Origin of the sequence: Chryseobacterium sp. SG20098, assembly GCF_031844745.1 — a bacterium.
In the GTDB taxonomy this organism is placed as follows: domain Bacteria; phylum Bacteroidota; class Bacteroidia; order Flavobacteriales; family Weeksellaceae; genus Chryseobacterium; species Chryseobacterium cucumeris.
This window is the reverse complement of sequence record NZ_CP134622.1, coordinates 4,888,124-4,908,635: the sequence shown is the minus strand read 5'-3', so window position 1 is coordinate 4,908,635 and position 20,512 is coordinate 4,888,124. Positions and strand designations below refer to the sequence as shown.

Sequence of the window (20,512 nt, the reverse complement as noted above, 5' to 3'; positions counted from 1 at the left end):
TAAATTATATTTGCAATCTGTACCAAAAATGTACCAAAATACTGGTAAAAAAATCTATCAAAAATAGATTTTTATTTTTAGATAACAATAATGTACAAAAGTTAAAAAAATTTAAAAAAATAATGGCAAAATTAACCTCAAGAAGCGAAGATTACAGCAAATGGTATAATGAGCTGGTTGTAAAAGCTGATTTAGCTGAAAACTCAGGCGTGCGTGGATGTATGGTGATCAAACCGTATGGCTATGCGATCTGGGAAAAAATGCGTGATGAAATGGATAAAAAATTCAAAGAAACAGGTCACGTTAACGCATACTTCCCGCTTTTTGTGCCCAAGAGCTTGTTTGAGGCTGAGGAAAAAAATGCAGAAGGTTTTGCAAAAGAATGTGCTGTTGTTACCCACTACAGGTTAAAAACCGATCCGGACAACCCTTCCAAACTGATTGTAGATCCGGATGCAAAACTTGAAGAAGAACTTATTGTTCGTCCTACTTCAGAAGCAATTATCTGGAATACCTATAAAAACTGGATTCAGTCTTACAGAGACTTACCGATACTAATCAACCAATGGGCCAATGTTGTTCGTTGGGAAATGAGAACACGTCTTTTCCTGAGAACAGCAGAATTCTTATGGCAGGAAGGGCACACCGCTCACGCTACAAAAGATGAAGCTATTGAAGAAGCAGAAAAGATGAATAAAGTATATGCAGATTTTGCAGAAAACTTTATGGCTATTCCTGTAATTCAAGGGTTAAAAACGCCTTCTGAAAGATTTGCAGGAGCTGATGAGACTTATTGTATTGAAGCATTAATGCAGGATGGAAAAGCTTTACAGGCTGGAACATCTCACTTCTTAGGTCAGAATTTTGCAAAAGCATTTGACGTAAAATTCACCAACAAAGAAGGAAAAATCGAACATGCATGGGCAACATCATGGGGAACATCTACCCGTCTGATGGGAGCTTTAATTATGACGCACTCTGATGATTTCGGATTGGTATTGCCTCCTACCCTTGCGCCGATTCAGGTGGTGATTGTTCCTATCTTTAAAGGAGAAGAGCAACTGGAACAAATCAGTGAAGTGGCTTTAGATATTCAGGCTAAACTGAGAGCAAAAGGAATTTCTGTTAAGTTTGACAATGATACTCAGAACAAACCAGGATGGAAATTTGCAGAATATGAATTGAAAGGAGTTCCTGTAAGAATCGCTATGGGACCAAGAGACCTTGAAAATAAGTCTGTAGAAATTGCGAGAAGAGATAATCTGACTAAAGAAGTTCGTTCTATTGAAGGAATTGATTCTTATATCGAAGATTTATTGAAAACGATTCAGCAGGATATTTATAATAAAGCATTTGAATTCAGAAAAAATAATATCACGAAAGTGGATACTTATGAAGAATTCAAAAAAGTTCTGGAAGAGAAGGGAGGATTTATTTATGCACACTGGGATGGAACGGCTGAAGAAGAGGAACAAATCAAGGATGAAACGAAGGCTACAATAAGATGTATTCCTTTGGATAATGACGTAGAAGAAGGAATTTCTTTGATTTCAGGAAAACCATCTAAAAGACGTGTATTATTTGCAAAAGCTTATTAAAAATTTTAATGATTTAGAAAAAAATCATTAATTTTTAAAGAAATATTCAAAAAAAAGTGACATTTGGACGGATTTTTGTTTAAATTTATCTCAACATTAATCAAAAAAATTTATTATTATGTCTTTAAATGTCATTGATTTAATTAAAGGACAATTAGGTCCCGCATTGGTTTCGCAGGCTGCATCGCAGTTTGGAGAAAGTGAATCTGGTATTTCTAAAGCAATTGGCGGATTATTACCTGCTGTAGTAGGTGGATTAGCCAATAATGCAGATAAACCTGGCGTTGTGGATGCTATTACACAAGCCTCTTCAAGTGGAATTTTAGGAAATTTATTAGGCGGTTCGTCGAGCAGTCCTGTTATTTCAAACTTATTATCTTCTATTTTTGGAGATAAAGTAGGTGCATTAGTTAATTCTATTGCCAGTTTTTCAGGTGTCAGCAATACCTCTGCAGGTTCTTTGTTAAACCTGGTGACTGGAGCTACAGTAGGCACTATTGGAAAATATGCAGCAGACAATAATCTGGGTGCTTCAGGTATTTCCAGCTTACTGCATGATCAGAAAGGCATTATTTCTTCTTTATTGCCTGCAGGTCTTTCTTTGGCTTCCTTTGGATTAGGAGCTGAAAATTGGTTTGGCCAGGCAAAAGAAACGGTTTCTTCAGTAACATCTACTGCTAAAGATAACATCGCTGAAGGTGTAGCTACAGCAAGAGAAAATGTTTCAGAAGGAGCAAGAGAAGTAAGAGAAAGATTTGAAAATAATAACAATAATAATCAAGGCGGAGGTTCAATCTGGAAATGGTTGCTTCCGCTTTTATTATTGATCGCTGCTGCTTATTTCTTATGGAAGCAGTGTGAGAAAAAACAAACCACTACAACCACTACTACAACATCTGATTCTACTGCAACCAGCACAACTACGGATACTGCTGCTACAACAGTAACACCTGCTCCTGCAACAGCTAAAACAGATGAAGATATTGATCTTAATGGAGTGATGTTAAAAGGTTACAAAGGAGGAATGGAAGATCAGATGATTACATTCCTGAAATCCGGAAACTACAAAAATGCAGCTGATGATGCAGCATTGAAAGATAAGTGGTACGACTTCGATCACGTCAATTTCAAAATGGGAAGTGCTACTGAACTTGAAGCAGGTTCACAAGGGCAATTGGATAACTTAGTGGCTATCCTTAAAGCTTTCCCTGATGCAAAAATCAAAATTGGAGGTTATACAGACAAAACCGGAAACGAAGCCAACAATGTAAAACTATCAAAAGCCAGAGCTGAATACATCAAGGCTGCTTTAGTAAAAGCAGGAGTTGGTGCTCAGGTTTTAGAAGCTGAAGGCTATGGAAGTAAATTTGCTAAAGTAGATGCAAAAGCTTCTGATGCTGAAAGAGCTGCCGATAGAAAAATGGCTGTAAGATTTGCAAAATAATCTTTAGAGTCAATAAAAATTAGGTCCCGGGAAGCAATTTCCGGGATTTTTTTATGCCATGATTTTTCTGTTTACATTTATTTAATTAAATTTGTTAGTCATTTCTAACATTCATGAATTTCAATATAAAAAACGCTTGGCGAAAAGATAAAACAAACCATTCCTTATCAGAGGTTTATTCATCAATCAAAGTCCCTAAAAATGCAACTTTCTGGAGGAAATATCTTGCATTTGCAGGACCAGGTCTGATGATTGCCGTAGGTTACATGGATCCAGGAAATTGGGCCACAGATATTGCCGGGGGAGCTCAATTCGGTTATACACTCCTTTCGGTCATCCTTATTTCCAATATCTTTGCAATGGTTTTACAGCACTTATCCGTAAAACTTGGTGTTGTTGCAGAAAGAGATCTTGCTCAGGCCTGTAGAGACCACTTCAATCCTACCACTAATTTTATTCTCTGGGTATTCTGTGAAATAGCCATTGCCGCCTGTGATCTCGCTGAGGTCATCGGTTCAGCCATTGCATTAAACCTGTTATTCCATATCCCGCTGACTTGGGGGATTGTCATTACAACAGTGGACGTTTTAATCATTCTTTTACTTCAGTCCAAAGGTTTCCGATGGATAGAGAGTATTGTAGGAGGGCTTATCTTCATTATTCTAGCCTGTTTTGTATATGAAATCATCATTTCGCAGCCTGCTTTTAATGAGATTCTGGGAGGTTTGGTTCCGCAAAAGGAAATTATTCAGAACCCTGCCATGCTTTATATAGCAATCGGGATTTTAGGAGCTACCGTAATGCCACACAATCTGTATCTGCACAGCAGTATTGTACAGACCAGAGATTATACCCGTGATACCGAAGGAAAAAAAGAAGCCATAAAGTTTGCCACCATAGACAGTACCGTTTCATTAATGCTGGCATTTTTCATCAATGCAGCAATTCTTATTCTGGCTGCTGCTACATTCCATACTACAGGAAACGAGCATGTGGCGGATATTCATGATGCCTATAAAATGTTAACCCCTATTCTGGGAGCTTCTATGGCCAGTATTGCATTTGCCATTGCTTTATTAGCATCCGGGCAAAATTCAACATTAACTGGAACTCTTGCCGGACAGATCGTCATGGAAGGCTTCCTGAATATCAGATTAAAACCATGGCTGAGACGATTGATCACCAGACTTATTGCTGTAATTCCGGCACTTATTGTTGCCATTCTTTACGGAGAACAGGGAACAACTGAATTATTGGTTTTAAGCCAGGTAATTCTTTCCATGCAGCTTAGTTTTGCAGTTGTTCCATTGGTGATGTTTACCAATGACAAAGCTAAAATGGGAGAATTTGTCAATAAACCATTCCTGAAAGTCTGTGTATGGATAATTTCCATCATTATCATTGTTCTAAATCTGTACCTTTTGTACCAGACGTTTACGGGAGAATAGAAAATATAACTATAGTTTTAAAATTGACTATTGGACATTCTTTAGTGAATAGTCAATGGTCAATTTTTGCTTCGCAAAGTCAATTATTAATCCTACCCTACAACAAATTCACAAGCGAAGCGGATTGACATCTTCACCATTGATTAGTGAATGGTTAATGGTCAATTTTTGCTTTGCAAAGTCAATTATTAAACCTATACTACTCAAAATTCACAAGCGAAGCGCATTGACATCTTCACGATTCGCCATTACTCCCTTTTTCTGCCTTAATGTCCAGATTTTAGATTTGGCAGGCTCTTTGTCAAACAATCAGTAAATAAATATTGAATTATGGAAAACCAGGATATTAACGAAGAAAGCATCAATAATCAGGAAGAAAACAATGTTCAGAATGACGCAACGTCTCAGGACAATGTGACAGTTACTCCTTCTCCAGAGGAACTTTTGGCAGAAGAGAAAGACCGTTACATCAGATTGTATGCTGAATTCGAAAACTATAAAAAAAGAACAAGCAAAGAGAAGATCGAATTCTTCCAGTATGCCAACCAGGAAATGATGGTTTCAATGTTAGGAGTTTTGGATGATTTTGAAAGAGCTTTAAAAGAAATCGCTAAAAATGGAAATCCGGCTGACCTGCAAGGTGTGGAACTTATCTATCAGAAATTCAAGAACAAACTTACCGAAAAAGGACTAAAAACAATGGAAGTAAAGGCTGGTGACAGCTTTAATGTTGATTTCCATGAAGCGATTACTCAAATCCCTGCTCCATCGGAAGATTTGAAAGGAAAAATCGTAGACGTTATTGAAACAGGATATACTTTAAATGATAAAGTGATCCGTTTTGCAAAAGTAGTAACAGGAAATTAAAATTCATAAATGATAAATGGTGAGTGATAATTGATGAATGTTTCACTTATTAGCTTTACAATATCTTTTATCATTTATCAACAATCAATTATAAAGTTGTCATGTCAAAAAGAGATTATTACGAGGTTCTTGAGATCAGCAAATCTGCATCGGCCGACGAAATAAAGAAAGCATACCGTAAAATGGCCATCAAATTTCACCCGGATAAAAATCCGGGAGATAAAGAGGCTGAAGAAAAATTTAAAGAAGCTGCTGAAGCTTACGAAGTTCTGAGCGACGATCAGAAACGTGCAAGATACGACCAGTTCGGACATGCCGGAATGGGTGGAAATGGTGGTTTCGGAGGCGGAGGCTTCGGAGGCGGAATGAACATGGAAGATATTTTCAGCCAGTTTGGAGATATTTTCGGTGGTGGTTTCGGAGGATTCGGTGGTGGCGGTGGAGGCCGTCAGCAGGTGAAAGGTTCTAATTTAAGAATCAGAATCAAGCTGAACCTTGAGGAAATGGTAAATGGTACTCAGAAAACCATCAAAGTAAAGAAAATGAAGATGGCGGAAGGTGCCACTTCAAAAACATGTCCTACCTGTAACGGTTCCGGTGTTCAGTTAAAAGTAATGAATACCATGTTTGGTCAAATGCAGACTCAAACTACATGTAGTACTTGTCAGGGAATTGGAAAAGTTGCTGACAAAATTCCTGCAGGAGCCAATGCACAGGGACTTATCAAAGATGAAGAGGAAATCGCAATCAACATTCCGGCAGGAGCAAGAGACGGTATCCAGCTTAATGTAAGAGGAAAAGGTAATGATGCTCCATTTGGAGGTGTTCCGGGAGATCTATTGGTGATCATTGAAGAGGAAGTAGATCAAACGATCAAGAGAGAAGGTGATAATCTTCACCAGGAATTATATGTTTCATTTGCTGAAGCTGCTTTAGGAACGAAGAAAGAAATTCCTACCGTAGGCGGAAAAGTAAAAATTACCGTTGATCCGGGAACTCAATCCGGAAAAATCTTGAGATTAGCAGGAAAAGGGCTTCCAAGTATCGACAGCTATGGTAAAGGAGACATGTTCATCCACATCAATGTCTGGACTCCACAGAAGCTTACCAAGGACCAGAAAGAATTCTTTGAAAAGCAGATGTCCAGCGGAGAAATGGTTGCAGAACCATCCGGAAAAGAAAAAACTTTTTTTGATAAAGTAAAAGATTTATTCAATTAATATAGAAAAAGAGACTTTTTACAGGTCTCTTTTTTGTTTAACGTTCAAAGTTTTATATTCAAAGTTTAAATCTAATCATAAAAAATCCTGCACTCTCTCGAGCACAGGATTTTTTGGTTATTTAATTCTAATTCTGTTTTATTTTTTTGTTGCCAGGGAATAGATTCCTTTTCCTAAAGTGAAGACAGCAACCGCTGCCAATCCGCCAGCAACTCCAAGTGTAAGCTCTTTCAAAACATCCGGCCAGGTTGGTAATATGCCATGGAAAAATTCAATCCTATGAAGAAAAATTCCACCAGCAACCATTATTAAAGCAATTGTTCCTACGACTCCTAATATTTTAATAACAATAGGTAAAGCCTTCACTAATAGATGTCCAAGCCCTCCGAAAAAGCCTTTATCCTTACTTTTCTTTATTAATTTAAACCCAGCATCATCCATTCTTACGATCAAAGCTACAATTCCATACACTCCAACAGTAGCAATAAATGCAACCAGACTTGTTACTAAAATCTGCGTAATGAAAGGATGACTTTCTTCCAATACGGTTCCTAAAGCAATAATAACGATCTCGATGGATAAAATAAAATCAGTTGTAATTGCCGATTTTACTTTCTCTTTTTCAATTTCTTCAGAACTTTTTTCGTCTTCTTCAATTTCCTCTATAACTTCATGCCCCTTTTTGTCACGGTGAAAAAGAAATTCTATTACTTTTTCAACGCCTTCAAAGGCCAGATAGAATCCTCCAAGGATCAATACATAATTAATAGCCGGAGCATATAACCAATTAAGTAAAAAAACGATAGGAAGAATAATCAGTTTATTGATAAATGATCCTTTGGTAATTGCCCATAAAACGGGAATTTCCCTTGAGGAAAGAAAGCCAGTGGCTTTTTCTGCATTTACAGCCAGGTCGTCTCCTAAAATTCCTGCTGTCTTTTGGGTAGCAACCTTACTGGTAACCGCTACATCATCCATCAATGCTGCAATATCATCCAAAATTGCAAAAAAGCCTGATGCCATATTTTAATAATTTTTTAATCTTTGTTAAGTTCAGCAAAAATAATTATTTAATTCCGTTTTTGGATTCATAATCTAACAATTATTTTGAAAATTATATGAACCTTTCAACAATCCTTCACTTTCAATATTTTATATCTTTGTTTAAAATCTATTGGATGAATAAAAACTGGGAAAATCAATTACAAAGAATATGGCTAAAACTTGGAACCATAAACAGTGAAGAGTTTATTGAGCAAATTAAAGATCATGTAGAATTACTTACAGAAAAGGATTCCCAGGCTATTGCTGATTTTGAAAGAGCCTGTGCTTTTGATTCCACCGGGCATGAAAAGGAAGCAGAACCTTTGTACAGATCAGCATTAGAAAAAGGATTAACTGGCTTACGAAGAAGAAGAGCAAGAATTCAGCTCGCAAGCACCTTAAGAAATAATGGAAAAATAGAAGAAAGTATCCATATTTTAAGGGAGGAAAAAGCCCACTATTCTGATGAACTGGATGATGCGGTAGATTCTTTTTTTAGCACTGTCCCTTTCTTCAGCAGAAGAATACAAAGAAGCACTGTCTTTAATATTGAAAGCTCTTTCCAAACATTTGCCCAGGTACAATAATTCTTTGAGCCGCTACGCTGAAAACCTGTAATTTTAACCGTTTTTTAAATCTGATCCCTATGCAACGTCAATTTCATATTTTAGCTTTAGGATGTATGTGTTGTTTGTTCAGTGCATTCTACTCTACTCTGAAAGCTCAGACGGAAAATCATCTCAACACTATTAATCACGAAAGCAAGAAAGAAGAAATAGACCACATTATAAAAGCATTTGCAGCAATTAATAAATTTAATGGAACTGCTTTGATCCATTATCAGAATAAAAACATTATTGAAAGATCATACGGCTGGCAGGATGCAGAAAAAAAGATCCCCAATCAGGACAAAAGTGTGTATCAGATTGCTTCTTTAACCAAATCTTTCACAGCTCTGGTCATTGTAAAGCTAAGCGAGGAAGGAAAACTTTCTTTTAAAGATCCTGTCTCAAAGTTTATTCCCGATTATCCAAGAGGAAATGAAATTACGATCGAACATCTCCTTACCCACACTTCCGGAATTTATGAAGTATTGCGAAATAAAGAGTATTTCAATCTTCTTCACACCGGAAAATCTATACCAAAAGATAAAGAACTTTCTTTTTTTAAAAATGAACCATTGGATTTTAAACCCGGAACTCAGTTTTCTTATACCAATTCAGGGTATATCATATTGGGACTTATCATTGAAAAGATAACAGAACTTTCTTATGAAGATGCTGTAAGAAAATTCATCCTAAATCCTCTGAAGATGGCTCACACCGGTTTTAACTACCTTGCACTGAAAAGCCCGTACAAAACCGTTCCCTATTCTTATATTTCAAACACAAAACAGGAAAAAACACAAGTCTGGAATTCTACACTAACCGGTCCTGCAGGACAAATCTACAGTACCGTTGAAGATCTGTACAATTACTATATTGGATTGAGAGATTATAAAATTGTTTCCAAAGAGGCATTTAAAAAAGCAACCACTCCTTTTTTGAGCGGCTACGGTTATGGTTGGTTTATTGATGATCTTTACGGAAAAAAACTCATTAATCACGGCGGAAATATAGAGGGTTCCACAAGTTATTTTGCGATGCTTCCGGAGGATGATCTCTGCATTATCCTTCTGAACAATATCACAAGTAAAAAACTGGAGAAAGCAGGTAATACTATTTTAGCGGCTCTTTTACATCAGCCTTACACTCTTCCACAACCAAAGAAAGAAGTAACACTAAGTGCTGATATTCTTAAAAAATATGTTGGAGATTACCAGCTTTCAGATGATAGCATTATCCATATTCTCTACGAAAACGGGCAGCTTTTTATGCAGAACAATAAAGATCCTAAGGTCAGAATTTCAGCTGAAAAAGAAGATGCATTTTTCCTTCAGGATGATGACACTGAGATTTCTTTCATTTTCAAAGAAGGTGAAAAAGGAGTTATTACCATCAAAAAAGGATTGTCATCAAAAACAGCAGAAAAGCTTTAATTAGACCTTGTTTGCTTCATAATTAATAGAATTTTTCGTAAATTTAAGTAATGAAAAAACTCATTCTCCGGTATCATTTTTTCGTCATGGGATGCGTTGGTTTCCTTCTGCAGTCATGTAATACTAAATTCAGAGTTTGGGTAGGTCCTGGCGGACAACAGAAGATTTACAATCTGAAATATGGGGAACATAAAAGACAGAAAATGGATGTTTTTCTTCCCAAAGATTATTCTGAAAATTCTCCTGTTGTACTTATCGTTCATGGTGGGGCCTGGACTTTGGGTAAAAAAGAGCATATGATCCAGGTTCAGAAAATGCTTTTTCAAAACAACATTCCGAGTATCAATATGAATTACAGGTTTGTTTCTACCAAAGAAAAGATCACTTATAAACAACAGCTTGAAGATATTGGGCTTGCCATTGAAAAATTCAACTCTTTAGCAGAAAAAGCAGAGCTTCAACCCAACAATTACATTCTTCTGGGAGAAAGTGCCGGTGGCCATCTAGCCTTACTTTATGGTTACCAGCATCCTGAACAAATAAAAAAAATAATCTCCTTAAGCGGACCAACAGATTTTTACAGCTCTGAATATCTTAAATCTTTTTATTCAAAATATACCTCTCCTACTTTTCAAAAGGTAGTAGGGACTAAGTTTGACCGGAAAAACGTTTCTGAAGCTTTTAAGGAAGCCAGCCCTATTGCTAATATTACAGATGTTCCGACCATGTTATTTCAGGGAAATAATGATGTACTGGTAAATCAACACCAGGGAATTGCGATGGACTCTGTGCTTACCAAGATGAACGTTCCACACAAATTTATTTTTATGAAAGGAGCCGGGCATGCACCCAGATTTTTCAGTAAAAGAAAAAGAGACAGCATTATCTATCCTAATATTCTGGAATGGATTAAAAAGTAAAGGTGTCTAAGAGAATTTTTTTGATTATTAAACGCAAAGGATAATAATTACAACACATCATTGTAAAAAAGCAAAGAAGTCGTGACTTTGTCACTGATGAAGCTCACGAATATATATCCATACGCTTAGAAAGAATCAATTTCATTGATTCCTACCTTTGCTCTCTCAAAATAATACTCAATACAAATTAATCTTTGCGTTTAAAAAATTTATTGATAAGCAATAAAAAAGCCATCTCATGATTGAGACGGCTCTATATTTTTGATTGAATTCTTTATCTATTCAAAGTCCTGATCTTCATATTTTTTTGAAAGGTCTTCTTTTTTTCCGAAAACAAACTTGAAGATGACCGGAAGTGTCGTTACCAATACAATGACGATAATGATATATTCCAGTTTCTGTTTTAGATTGATTCCAAACTGGTCCATGAAAAGTTTATCCAGATAATGCCCTGCAAAGATCAAAATGAATGACCATAATACAGCTCCAATAATATTATCTCTTAAAAACTCTTTTTTATCCATTTTGACAATACCTGCCACAATGGGTGTAAAAGTTCTTACAACCGGTAAGAATCTTGCCATAATAACAGCTAATGCACCATGTTTTTCAAAGAAATCGTGGGCCTGATAAAGGTATTTCTTCTTAAAAAGCATTGAGTCCGGTCTTTTATATAAAGCAGGACCTGCTTTTCTCCCGAAATAATATCCAACTTCATTTCCAATAACAGCAGCAAGAGCTACACCAGAAGCTAATATTGTAGTATCTAGGAAATCGCTCCCTGTAGAGCCAAAAGTCTCTTTGATGATTTCAACAGCATAAATTCCCGAAACGAAAAGTAGTGAATCTCCAGGTAGAAAAAATCCTACAAAAAGACCTGTTTCAGCAAAAACAATAAACAAAATCAGCCAAAACCCTCCCATTTTTATATAAAACTCCGGGTTTAATAAATCCTTCCAGCTATTGAAATCTTCCATAAATATCGATGAACAACAAAAGTAAGTCTAAAATGTCTGAAACAAAAATTAATTATAAGATTTTAACTAAAATTCAAACATGATTTTTATAAGTCCAGATCATCATCGGAAACTGCCGTTCCATCGGCCATTAAGAATGCTTTCAGGAATGGGGTAATATTTCCGTTCATTACGGCATCCACATCTGAAGTTTCATGACCGGAACGTACATCTTTTACCAGTTTGTATGGATGCATGACGTAGTTTCTGATCTGGCTTCCCCACTCAATCTTCATTTTATTGGCTTCAATCTCATTTCTGGCTTTCATACGCTCTTCCAGTTCCATTTCGTAAAGTCTTGAACGAAGGAGCTGCATGGCCTTTTCTTTATTCTGAAGCTGAGAACGGGATTCTGAGTTTTCAATGATAATTCCTGTAGGAGCGTGGCGAAGACGTACAGCCGTTTCCACCTTGTTTACGTTCTGTCCTCCGGCTCCGGAAGCTCTCATGGTTTCAAAGCTGATATCGGCAGGATTGATGTTGATTTCAATGGTATCATCCACCAAAGGATAAACATATACCGAAACAAAACTGGTATGGCGTTTCGCATTACTGTCAAAAGGAGAAATCCTTACCAAACGGTGTACTCCGTTTTCACCTCTTAAATATCCAAAAGCAAATTCGCCTTCAATTTCAAGGGTAACAGTCTTCACACCTGCTACATCTCCTTCCTGGAAGTTAAGTTCACGGATTTTATAGCCTTGTTTTTCTGCCCACATGGTATACATTCTCATCAGCATAGCTGCCCAGTCACAACTTTCTGTTCCTCCTGCTCCTGCTGTAATCTGAAGTACTGCAGAAAGTTCGTCCCCTTCATTGGAAAGCATATTTTTGAATTCCAGGTCCTCAATTTTTTCCACCAATTGCGGGAAAGTCTCATCCAGTTCTTTTTCAGAATCCGGATCTTCTTTAGCAAAATCAGCCAAAACCTGTAAATCTTCAAACTGTGTCTGAATTTCGTCATAGCTTTCTACCCATTTTTTCTTGGAACGAAGCTGTTTTAGAAATGCTTCAGCAGTTTTTGGATTATCCCAAAATTCGGGTGCCGCAGTTTTTTCATCATCATTGGCTATTTCAATCTTCTTTTTTTCAATCTGAAGGTATCTGTGTAAGTCTTCAATTCTGGATTGAACTTCTTTTATCTGGTCGTTGTTAATCACGAATGTTTCTTTTTTGCAAAAATAAGGAATTCTTTTAGAGTGGAGAGGTTCGGGGTTTTAGTTTTCGGGGTTCGGGATTCGAGTTTTTCGAATACTTGATTTTTTTGGAAATTTAATAGAGGTTCAGGATCTGATTTAGGAGAACTATTCCTTGATAATTTCAGCGTCAAAGCTTCTTCTAAGATATTCTTTTGCTTGTTTACTTTCCGATTTGAACCCTGCCATAGTTAAAGCGTAGACAAACAAGAGCATACCCAGAGGAAGAAAAAGTTCTACTGATATTTCTTTTTCCCTTATAGTTTTTATAGAGACACCTATGAAGAAAATCAGGGCAAATGAGCACCAGACTATTAAGAAAAAGAAGACAAAAGCATGTAATGACATGGTCACCTGTATTTGGGTTCCATTATTTTCATTTTGAATTTTACCGTTGATCTGAGGAAGAAAAGAGTTTCTGTATTGTATCACTCTGCTTATTTCAAAGCTATTATTATAGATAGATCCTTCATATTCTTTGATATAATTTTTCCCCAAACCAAATTTTTTAGGTTCTACAAAACCAGAAAGTCTTGTTAAAACTTCCTTTTCAGACAAATTTGTTTTGTAAATAATACGTTCAAAGGGTAAGTATTTCATGTTTCCCAACGTTGTAATTATATCATTTCTGCCACCATTTCACCTATCTTCGGGGCCAGGGCCACTCCCATTCCGGAAAGTCTTACCGCGCAAAACTGTCTTTCTGAAAGCTGTTTTACAATGGGCGATTTTTCTTCACCCATAGCCATGATTCCTGACCAGCGGAGGGCAATTTTAAAATCTTTATGAGGAAGTATGACTTCTTTTAAAAAATTTTCTAAATGATTCTGCAGAAATTCTGTCGTTTCAAAAGCCGTTGTTTCTTCTGTCTTAAAATCCTGATTTCTTCCGCCACCCAGCAATATCCGGTTTCCTATATTTCTGAAATAATAATAGCCTTCATCATAATGAAAAGTACCTTTAAGTTTTAAACCGTCTACTGGTTCTGTCAGGAGAACCTGTCCGCGGGCAGGAATGATATTCTCTTTTTCCAGAAATTTTGAAGTGAATGCATTGGTACAATAAATAAGCTGGTCGGCGATTACAGAAAGATCTGTTGAAAGCTGCACCTCAACTTTGTCCATTTCTTCAATATTTTGAACTTCCGTTCCAAATAAAAACTCAATTTTCAGTTCGTGGCATTTCTCCAGTAGTTTCTGTACTAACTTTCCGGAGTGAAGACCTCCTTCACAAGGATTTTCAATCAGGAATTCAGATTTTCCAAGTCCGAATTCCTTTATTTTATTCTGTTTTAAAGTATAAGTCTGATCCAGTCCGGTTATTGTTTTCAGTTTTTTATTTACAGCATCAATCTGGGTTAAAGGCTCTTCAGTGTTTACAATTTCATATCCTCCATTCAGTTCAAAATCAATTTCATCATGTTTAAAATAATGCTGGATTTTCTGAAGTCCGTTAAATCTCATTGTAACAAGCTCCAGTGTTTTTTCCCAGCCCATTTTCTCAGAATCGGCAATCACTTCGGTAAGACTTCCAAAGCAGGCAAACCCGGCATTTCTTGTGGAAGCACCCAATGGAATGGTATTCCGTTCAATAATAAGAACAGATTTTTCAGGATACTTCTCCTTTATGGATATAGCTGTCCAAAGCCCGGAAAACCCCGCACCAATAATGATGATATCTCTTTTTCTGTAGAATGTATCCAATTCCCAAATACTGTTCATAAATAATGAGTAATTAGGTAATGAGTAATTTTTATAAAACCTTAAACAGTTTATCCTTTATCTCCTTCTTCATTATGCTGGAATCCGATTGCTCTTTGCGGCTCTTCGACAACTCTGTAAGTTTCCAGTTCATTTTTCAGAGCCTGAATCCTAAACCTGAAGTCATCAAAATTATTGATAATGGCATCCGCTAGAAATCGTGCTACCTGATCAAGATATTCTTCAGTAAGTTTTGACCCGGCATCCCTCAGCGCACTCTCCAAAAGTTTCTGATCAATTTTCAGCTTTTCGTTTCTGGTTCTCTGATAAAGATTTTTAATTCTTTTCTTTAAACTTTGGGTAAAGTCTATCAGCATAGTGTTACTGAAGGCTTTCATCTTTGAAGAGATTTCATGCCAGAAAGGAACCTTATCAGCTTTGTTATTTTTAAGTATTTTGTAGAGTAAAGAATCTTCTTCCAATCCTCTGGTCATGGCATAAAGAATGATTTCCGAGCGCTCAGAAGCATTGGGAGGAAAAATAGGAATCAACACATCAAATCTTCCGGGTGCCAGAATTTCCTCATCAATTTCAGCCACAGAATTAGCTGACCCTACCATTAAAACACCTTCTTTTTCAAATTTTCCAATGTAATGCAGAATCAGCTCCTGAGCCTCAAGATTGCAGGAAGCAATGTCTGTTTCCGCCCTTCTCTGCATCATAATTTCATCGAAATCATCCATAAAAAGAAGCATTTTGTTTTCCTTCATCATACTCACCAGGAAATCACTGAAATTGATCTCATTTCCATCAATCAGCGAAGTTCCCAAATAATGTTTTTTGACTTCTTTAAACTGATAACCGATGATTTCAGCAATTTTATTGGCCCAGAATATCTTTCCGCTTCCCGGAGGTCCGTACAGAATAATCCCTGCAGGTTTGTTGATGCCCCAGTCTTTGATCTGCTGCGGATTCAGGAAGGGTTCCAGAACAGTGGATGTATAAAAGAAAAGGTCTCTGTACCCTATAAAATCTCTTTGCTGAAGGCTGGTTTTATGCCCAAAATAATCGTAGACAAACTGATAATTCCCTCCAAGTTTGTTATCAATTCCATAGCTTGATATGGAGGATTTGAAAAAACCATTATCGAAAATATTGAGATTATTGTCTTTAATCACCTTTTCCACCTTATCTTTTGGCTGCTTAATGACTTCGGCAATCTGCTCCAACGTTTTATTTTTATCAAGATCTTTTTCATATAACCTCAAAAAATCTACATTCTCACGGGCAAATTTTTCAAAATCTTCTTTTACGTCAAAATTTGTACTGACACAGTCTACCAGTTCAAGATCAAAATCCTGGATAAACTGTTTTATGGCTTCTGCAGATACATTTAATTCTTCTGCCAGTTCAATTAGCTTCATAACTGTTGATTAATTCTATCAAATTTAATGTATTTGTCCATAAATTAATATTGATTTATGATAATTCTGTAACATTCTCTAATTTATATAGACTACTACTATGTAAAACAAATTACATGGAAAAGATTTTATCAGTAAAAAATTTGACGAAAAAATTCAAAAGAGTTGTGGTGAACAATATTTCTTTTGATGTCGAAAGAGGAAATGTTTATGGCCTTTTGGGTCCGAACGGAAGCGGAAAATCCACTACTTTCGGGATGCTGCTTTCAACCATCAATCCCACCAGCGGAGACTGGTTCTGGTTTGGAAAAAAAGGAACTGATCCTGACACCTTAAAAAAGATCGGAGCAATTATCGAACAGCCTAACTTTTATCCTTATTTAAGCGCAGAAACCAACCTTAAGATTGTCGCTGAAATTAAGCAAGCACCCTATTCAAGGATTGACGAAGTGCTGAAGACCGTTAATCTGTATGAAAGGAGAAAAGATACTTTCAAAACTTTTTCTTTGGGAATGAAACAGCGTCTTGCCATAGCTTCAGCGATGCTCAACAATCCTGAAGTGATGATATTGGATGAACCGACCAACGGACTGGATCCTGAAGGAATCATTCAGATCAGAGAAATCATCAGCAATATTGCCAAACAGGGAATCACCATTATCATTGCAAGCCATCTTCTGGATGAAATTGAGAAAATCTGCAGCCACGTGATTGTATTAAAAGAAGGAAATTCCATCTACTGTGGAAGAGTGGATGAAATGACTTCCAATAATGGATATTTTGAACTGAAAGCTGATAATAACACATTGCTGTTAAATGCTTTGAATGAACTTCAATGGTTCTCTTCCATTCATCAGGAAGGTGATCTTATCAAAGCCCAGATCCGTGATGATGCTTCTGTTTCAGCTTCGGCAATGAATCAGAAACTGGCAGAGAAAGGAATCTATCTTTCCCACTTGACCAAGAAAAAACTGTCTCTTGAATCTCAATTCCTTGAACTTGTAAAAAACACTAATTAATCATGATCAAATTATTAAAACTGGAATACTACAAAAACCTGAACTATCAACCGTTTAAGGTTTTCACTATACTCTATTTCGCCATTCTTATTGCGCTGCTTTTCATAGGATTGGTTGACTTTGATATTTTTGGAGGAACCATTAACTTAAAAGAACAGGGGATTTACAATTTCCCGGAAATCTGGAATTTCACCACATGGATTGTTGCCTTACTGAAAATTTTCCTGGGACTGATAATTGTTTTCTCTATTTCACAGGAATTCAGTAACCGGATGTTCAAGCAGAATACCATTGATGGATTGAGCAGAAAGGAATTCATCACTTCAAAATTACTGACAATAAGTATTTTCACTATTGTTTCAACAGCCATTGTATTGGGTATTACTTTGTTTCTGGGATATCAATATTCGAAGACAACGGAATCTACAAAGGTTTTTGCTGAGATGTTCTTTATTGGAAATTACCTGGTAAAACTATTTACGTTCTTCTGTTTCTTAATGTTCCTTTCTATTTTACTGAGGAAATCTGTGTTTGTATTTCTTGCTCTCTTTATTTTCTGGATTGGTGAGGGAATTTTAAAGGCTCTTGAAGTCTATTCAAAAGTAAAAGGAATGCAGGGGCCCCAAAGAAATGAGGTTCTTCAGAATGATTTTTTCATCTCGCATCTTTTACCGCTGGAAAGTATGTCTAACCTTATTCCCAATCCGATGATCAGATTGGATATGGCAAAAATGATGGGATTAAAATATGAATTCCACTACCCTACGGAAAGCCTTATCGCCTGTCTGGTATGGTGTGCTATTTTTATATTCGGATCGTACTGGATTCTGAGAAAAAGAGATTGGTAGATGGTAATATCTGGAATTTAAAGATTTAAAAATTACAATATTTAAAGATTATTTTTTAAGTGGTTCGTTTTCGGATCACTTTTTTTTTGGCTTAAAATTTTCATTCGGTACTATCAAAAACCAGCCATGAAAAAAATATACTACTTTCCAGGATTGATCAGCGCCTTGCTGATTCCTGTTTTGTTTTGGTATTATGGAAGCCAAAAGTCTGAAGATATTAACGTTTCTGTGATAGATATTGGACTTCCTGCCAAAGAAAGAGAAGGGAGTAAAAATACATTTGAAAGTTTTGAAACTTATAGAAACTGGGATTACAAAAAAATAAAAATAGTCCCCGGTACTGCCAAAGAAAATTCAAAATCATATGTTTCTGAACTGAAAAAGCTTCAGGAAAGAAATGAGAAAGAGTCTGGTATTGAGTTTATTTTAGATCAAAATAATAGCTATGGTGATTTTGTCTCTGTTTTGAATGATCTGGCGATTGCCAAACAGGAACAGTATGCCGTTGATCTGGAGAAAACAGGACATATTTTTGCGGTTTATAGCTATATTGATCCTAAGGTGCAATATCCTGAATATGAATGTTTGCTTTGTAATGATACTATAGATTGGGGGCCAGCAGAAACTATAAATGCTTTTGAATCTACCCGCTATGGGCAGATCTTTAACCTGTTTACAACCGCTTCCAAAGAAGCTTCCTACATTATTTTCGGGTTTCTTATATTTCTGAATATGTCCATGTTCAGCATTAAAGAAAGATTTCAATTACATCATTAATTCAAAATAAAAAGGCTGCCATTGGCAGCCTTCCTTTCATATTACTTTTTATCTAACAACGGAAGATATTTTCCGTATCCTTTGCTTTCCATTTCCGCTTTCGGAATAAATTTCAGCGAAGCACTGTTGATACAGTAACGAAGTCCTCCTTTATCCTGTGGTCCGTCTGTGAAAACGTGTCCTAAATGGGCATCACCGGTTTTACTTCTTACTTCTACTCTGTCCATACCATGGGAACGATCCAGTTTTTCATCAATCAAACCTTTGGTAATCGGTTTGGAGAAACTTGGCCATCCACATCCGGATTCAAATTTATCGGTAGAAACAAACAAAGGTTCTCCTGTGGTAATATCTACATAAATTCCTTCACGGGTTTCGTTCCAGTATTCGTTCTGGAAAGGTCTTTCGGTGCCGTTTTCCTGGGTAACATTATATTGTTCTGCTGTCAGTTTTTCTTTTAAAACTTTTTTATCCTGCTTTTGATAAGCCGGTTTTGGAAGCGGGTTGGCTTTTTTGGCCATTTCAAAAAGTCCCGGTTCAATATGGCAGTAACCGCCTGGATTTTTATCCAGATAATCCTGATGATAGTCTTCCGCTCTGTAGAAATTTTTCAATGGAATAGTTTCTACGACTACGGGTTTATTATAATTCTTTGCCAGCTTCTGAACTTCATCTTTTACCACCGCTTCATCCGTTTTATCAGTGAAATAAATTCCTGTTCTGTACTGGTTTCCTCTGTCATTTCCCTGCTGATCCTTGCTTGTAGGATCAATAGTTTTAAAATACAGATCAATCAATAGTTTCAGATCTACCTGTTCAGGATCATATTTTACTTTTACGGTTTCTGCGAAACCTGTTGTATGGCTTACGACTTCTTCATAAGTAGGATTTTTGGTATTACCGTTGGCATAACCAACTTCTGTTCCTACCACGCCACGAATTTGTTGAAAAAAATGTTCTGTTCCCCAGAAACATCCACCTGCAAAATAAATCTCTCTAACGTTTTTGTTATCCATAATTTTCTCATTTTCTTTTTTTACTTCCACTACATCAGGCCTGTTCTTTTTGAAGAGCCCGGATCCCGCAGCAAAAACTGCTATCCCCAGAATGATTCCGAGTACAATTAATATATTTTTCATTTTTACCTTTTTATTCATTACTTATTATTTTGAACGATCATGAATCCAAATCCTAAAAGCATAAGGTCTTTTAAAATAAAGAAATCCGTCACAGGAACTCCGTCCACTATTTTCCATATTCCCGGTGTTGTAAACAAATAGCTTAATGTCACCAGAAAGGTTACGATCATTCCTATCCCTGCATACTTTTTCAATACAGCAAATTTCGCACTAAATATCAGGAGTAAGGCAATGATAATTTCTATCGCTCCGATAAGATTTGACACTGTCTGGACGCTTATAATTTTATATACGAAAAAAGTTAAGAAATGGTTTTCTACCAAAGGTTTTATTGCAGCTGCTTCTGTGGGAGTGAATTTGAAGATACCAATCCACAGTAAAATAAGTGCTGCTCCGAAAAGCGAAATATAATACCCGATTCGGGTTAATTGATTTTTAGATTCCTGTACTGTTCCGACCATATTTTTAAGATTTTAAATGAATACTTTATTGTTTTCAAAAGTATAGTCGGTGCTATTTTAAAATCCTGACAGAAATTATCCTAAAAATTTAATTTATCGATCATTTTATTTTTAAAGTCCTGAATTTCAGAATCATTAATTTCAGTTTCTTTTTCAGAAAAAGTCTTTTTAAAAGCTTTATCCAGAAGAGCCAGCTTTTCATTGTACATCCTGCACCATTTACAGATCATCAGGTGCATACTGAGCATCCTGTTTTCTCTGGCAGAAATAGATTGGGCATTCCTTTTTTCCATCAGTAAAGTAGCTTCACTGCACGGTAAAAATAATATATGTAGTATTCTTCGTATCATGAT

General features: G+C 36.4%; 20 protein-coding genes and 1 pseudogene. 12 read left to right on the top strand and 9 right to left on the bottom strand.

The features are described 5' to 3' along the window. The first annotated feature begins 122 nt into the window (after positions 1-122). The 5 genes from proS (at position 123) to dnaJ (ending at position 6,577) form a co-directional block, all read left to right on the top strand. Positions 123-1,598, top strand: coding sequence for a proline--tRNA ligase (gene proS / locus RHP76_RS22460; RefSeq protein ID WP_062671604.1), 1,476 nt, complete (start codon positions 123-125; stop codon positions 1,596-1,598). A 118-nt stretch (positions 1,599-1,716) separates the two neighbouring features. After that, on the top strand, positions 1,717-3,042 hold the full coding sequence (locus tag RHP76_RS22455; protein ID WP_311229113.1) for a DUF937 domain-containing protein: 1,326 nt from the start codon (positions 1,717-1,719) through the stop codon (positions 3,040-3,042). A 113-nt stretch (positions 3,043-3,155) separates the two neighbouring features. Further along, positions 3,156-4,490, top strand: coding sequence for an Nramp family divalent metal transporter (locus RHP76_RS22450; RefSeq protein WP_120233139.1), 1,335 nt, complete (start codon positions 3,156-3,158; stop codon positions 4,488-4,490). 327 nt (positions 4,491-4,817) lie between these two features. Continuing rightward, positions 4,818-5,357, top strand: a complete 540-nt coding sequence (locus RHP76_RS22445; protein ID WP_394360850.1) for a nucleotide exchange factor GrpE — start codon at positions 4,818-4,820, stop codon at positions 5,355-5,357. Positions 5,358-5,458: 101 nt separating this feature from the next. Further along, the gene (dnaJ, locus tag RHP76_RS22440; protein ID WP_062671200.1) at positions 5,459-6,577 is read left to right on the top strand and encodes a molecular chaperone DnaJ; all 1,119 of its coding nucleotides are present in this window, start codon (positions 5,459-5,461) and stop codon (positions 6,575-6,577) included. Positions 6,578-6,715: 138 nt separating this feature from the next. On the opposite strand, the gene RHP76_RS22435 is transcribed toward dnaJ, so the two are convergent. Then, positions 6,716-7,600, bottom strand: a complete 885-nt coding sequence (locus RHP76_RS22435) for a DUF808 family protein (RefSeq protein ID WP_062671202.1) — start codon at positions 7,598-7,600, stop codon at positions 6,716-6,718. A 95-nt stretch (positions 7,601-7,695) separates the two neighbouring features. Between RHP76_RS22435 and RHP76_RS22430 the strand changes: the two are divergent. The 4 genes and pseudogenes from RHP76_RS22430 to RHP76_RS22420 all read left to right on the top strand — a co-directional run. Then, a pseudogene (locus RHP76_RS22430) lies at positions 7,696-8,061 on the top strand (tetratricopeptide repeat protein); the annotation flags it as partial. A gap of 109 nt (positions 8,062-8,170) precedes the next feature. Next, a complete protein-coding gene (locus RHP76_RS23510; RefSeq protein ID WP_409193538.1) occupies positions 8,171-8,239 on the top strand; it encodes a hypothetical protein in 69 nt (22 codons plus the stop codon). A gap of 28 nt (positions 8,240-8,267) precedes the next feature. Beyond that, positions 8,268-9,659, top strand: coding sequence for a serine hydrolase (locus RHP76_RS22425; RefSeq protein WP_311229111.1), 1,392 nt, complete (start codon positions 8,268-8,270; stop codon positions 9,657-9,659). Positions 9,660-9,709: 50 nt separating this feature from the next. Next, entirely contained in the window at positions 9,710-10,579 is an 870-nt protein-coding gene (locus RHP76_RS22420; protein WP_311229110.1) for an alpha/beta hydrolase, read from the top strand. 278 nt (positions 10,580-10,857) lie between these two features. Here RHP76_RS22420 and RHP76_RS22415 read toward each other — a convergent pair whose 3' ends face one another. The 5 genes from RHP76_RS22415 to RHP76_RS22395 all read right to left on the bottom strand — a co-directional run bounded on the left by RHP76_RS22415 (position 10,858) and on the right by RHP76_RS22395 (position 15,915). Beyond that, a complete protein-coding gene (locus tag RHP76_RS22415) occupies positions 10,858-11,556 on the bottom strand; it encodes a DedA family protein (RefSeq protein ID WP_062671210.1) in 699 nt (232 codons plus the stop codon). Positions 11,557-11,642: 86 nt separating this feature from the next. Continuing rightward, positions 11,643-12,755 carry a peptide chain release factor 2 gene (gene prfB / locus RHP76_RS22410; RefSeq protein ID WP_062671212.1) on the bottom strand — a complete coding sequence of 371 codons (1,113 nt, stop codon included), beginning with the start codon at positions 12,753-12,755 and terminating at the stop codon, positions 11,643-11,645. Between the two features lie 144 nt (positions 12,756-12,899). Continuing rightward, entirely contained in the window at positions 12,900-13,391 is a 492-nt protein-coding gene (locus tag RHP76_RS22405; RefSeq protein ID WP_147367630.1) for a hypothetical protein, read from the bottom strand. 17 nt (positions 13,392-13,408) lie between these two features. After that, positions 13,409-14,512, bottom strand: a complete 1,104-nt coding sequence (locus RHP76_RS22400; RefSeq protein WP_120233135.1) for an NAD(P)/FAD-dependent oxidoreductase — start codon at positions 14,510-14,512, stop codon at positions 13,409-13,411. Positions 14,513-14,562: 50 nt separating this feature from the next. Next, positions 14,563-15,915, bottom strand: coding sequence for an AAA family ATPase (locus RHP76_RS22395; protein ID WP_120233134.1), 1,353 nt, complete (start codon positions 15,913-15,915; stop codon positions 14,563-14,565). Between the two features lie 116 nt (positions 15,916-16,031). Here RHP76_RS22395 and RHP76_RS22390 point away from each other — a divergent pair, with 116 nt between their 5' ends. The 3 genes from RHP76_RS22390 (at position 16,032) to RHP76_RS22380 (ending at position 18,559) form a co-directional block, all read left to right on the top strand. After that, the gene (locus tag RHP76_RS22390) at positions 16,032-16,934 is read left to right on the top strand and encodes an ABC transporter ATP-binding protein (protein ID WP_311229109.1); all 903 of its coding nucleotides are present in this window, start codon (positions 16,032-16,034) and stop codon (positions 16,932-16,934) included. Positions 16,935-16,936: 2 nt separating this feature from the next. Beyond that, on the top strand, positions 16,937-17,782 hold the full coding sequence (locus RHP76_RS22385) for an ABC transporter permease (protein ID WP_062671226.1): 846 nt from the start codon (positions 16,937-16,939) through the stop codon (positions 17,780-17,782). A 126-nt stretch (positions 17,783-17,908) separates the two neighbouring features. Next, positions 17,909-18,559, top strand: coding sequence for a hypothetical protein (locus RHP76_RS22380; RefSeq protein ID WP_311229108.1), 651 nt, complete (start codon positions 17,909-17,911; stop codon positions 18,557-18,559). Between the two features lie 41 nt (positions 18,560-18,600). Here RHP76_RS22380 and msrB read toward each other — a convergent pair whose 3' ends face one another. The 3 genes from msrB to RHP76_RS22365 all read right to left on the bottom strand — a co-directional run bounded on the left by msrB (position 18,601) and on the right by RHP76_RS22365 (position 20,509). After that, positions 18,601-19,698, bottom strand: coding sequence for a peptide-methionine (R)-S-oxide reductase MsrB (gene msrB, locus RHP76_RS22375; RefSeq protein ID WP_277694361.1), 1,098 nt, complete (start codon positions 19,696-19,698; stop codon positions 18,601-18,603). Between the two features lie 17 nt (positions 19,699-19,715). Continuing rightward, entirely contained in the window at positions 19,716-20,159 is a 444-nt protein-coding gene (locus RHP76_RS22370; protein ID WP_062671229.1) for a DUF417 family protein, read from the bottom strand. An 80-nt stretch (positions 20,160-20,239) separates the two neighbouring features. After that, a complete protein-coding gene (locus tag RHP76_RS22365) occupies positions 20,240-20,509 on the bottom strand; it encodes a hypothetical protein (RefSeq protein WP_062671232.1) in 270 nt (89 codons plus the stop codon). Positions 20,510-20,512: the final 3 nt, after the last annotated feature.

Bases quoted from the DNA above. Each gene is read 5' to 3' on its own strand.
- RHP76_RS22385 (WP_062671226.1), top strand. From the start codon at position 16,937: ATGATCAAATTATTAAAACTGGAATACTACAAAAACCTGAACTATCAA.
- RHP76_RS22400 (WP_120233135.1), bottom strand. From the start codon at position 14,512: ATGAACAGTATTTGGGAATTGGATACATTCTACAGAAAAAGAGATATC.
- RHP76_RS22450 (WP_120233139.1), top strand. From the start codon at position 3,156: ATGAATTTCAATATAAAAAACGCTTGGCGAAAAGATAAAACAAACCAT.
- RHP76_RS22425 (WP_311229111.1), top strand. From the start codon at position 8,268: ATGCAACGTCAATTTCATATTTTAGCTTTAGGATGTATGTGTTGTTTG.
- RHP76_RS22370 (WP_062671229.1), bottom strand. From the start codon at position 20,159: ATGGTCGGAACAGTACAGGAATCTAAAAATCAATTAACCCGAATCGGG.
- RHP76_RS22380 (WP_311229108.1), top strand. From the start codon at position 17,909: ATGAAAAAAATATACTACTTTCCAGGATTGATCAGCGCCTTGCTGATT.
- RHP76_RS22395 (WP_120233134.1), bottom strand. From the start codon at position 15,915: ATGAAGCTAATTGAACTGGCAGAAGAATTAAATGTATCTGCAGAAGCC.
- msrB (WP_277694361.1), bottom strand. From the start codon at position 19,698: ATGAAAAATATATTAATTGTACTCGGAATCATTCTGGGGATAGCAGTT.
- RHP76_RS22415 (WP_062671210.1), bottom strand. From the start codon at position 11,556: ATGGAAGATTTCAATAGCTGGAAGGATTTATTAAACCCGGAGTTTTAT.
- RHP76_RS22435 (WP_062671202.1), bottom strand. From the start codon at position 7,600: ATGGCATCAGGCTTTTTTGCAATTTTGGATGATATTGCAGCATTGATG.
- RHP76_RS22455 (WP_311229113.1), top strand. From the start codon at position 1,717: ATGTCTTTAAATGTCATTGATTTAATTAAAGGACAATTAGGTCCCGCA.
- RHP76_RS22405 (WP_147367630.1), bottom strand. From the start codon at position 13,391: ATGAAATACTTACCCTTTGAACGTATTATTTACAAAACAAATTTGTCT.
- proS (WP_062671604.1), top strand. From the start codon at position 123: ATGGCAAAATTAACCTCAAGAAGCGAAGATTACAGCAAATGGTATAAT.
- RHP76_RS22365 (WP_062671232.1), bottom strand. From the start codon at position 20,509: ATGATACGAAGAATACTACATATATTATTTTTACCGTGCAGTGAAGCT.
- RHP76_RS22420 (WP_311229110.1), top strand. From the start codon at position 9,710: ATGAAAAAACTCATTCTCCGGTATCATTTTTTCGTCATGGGATGCGTT.
- RHP76_RS22390 (WP_311229109.1), top strand. From the start codon at position 16,032: ATGGAAAAGATTTTATCAGTAAAAAATTTGACGAAAAAATTCAAAAGA.
- dnaJ (WP_062671200.1), top strand. From the start codon at position 5,459: ATGTCAAAAAGAGATTATTACGAGGTTCTTGAGATCAGCAAATCTGCA.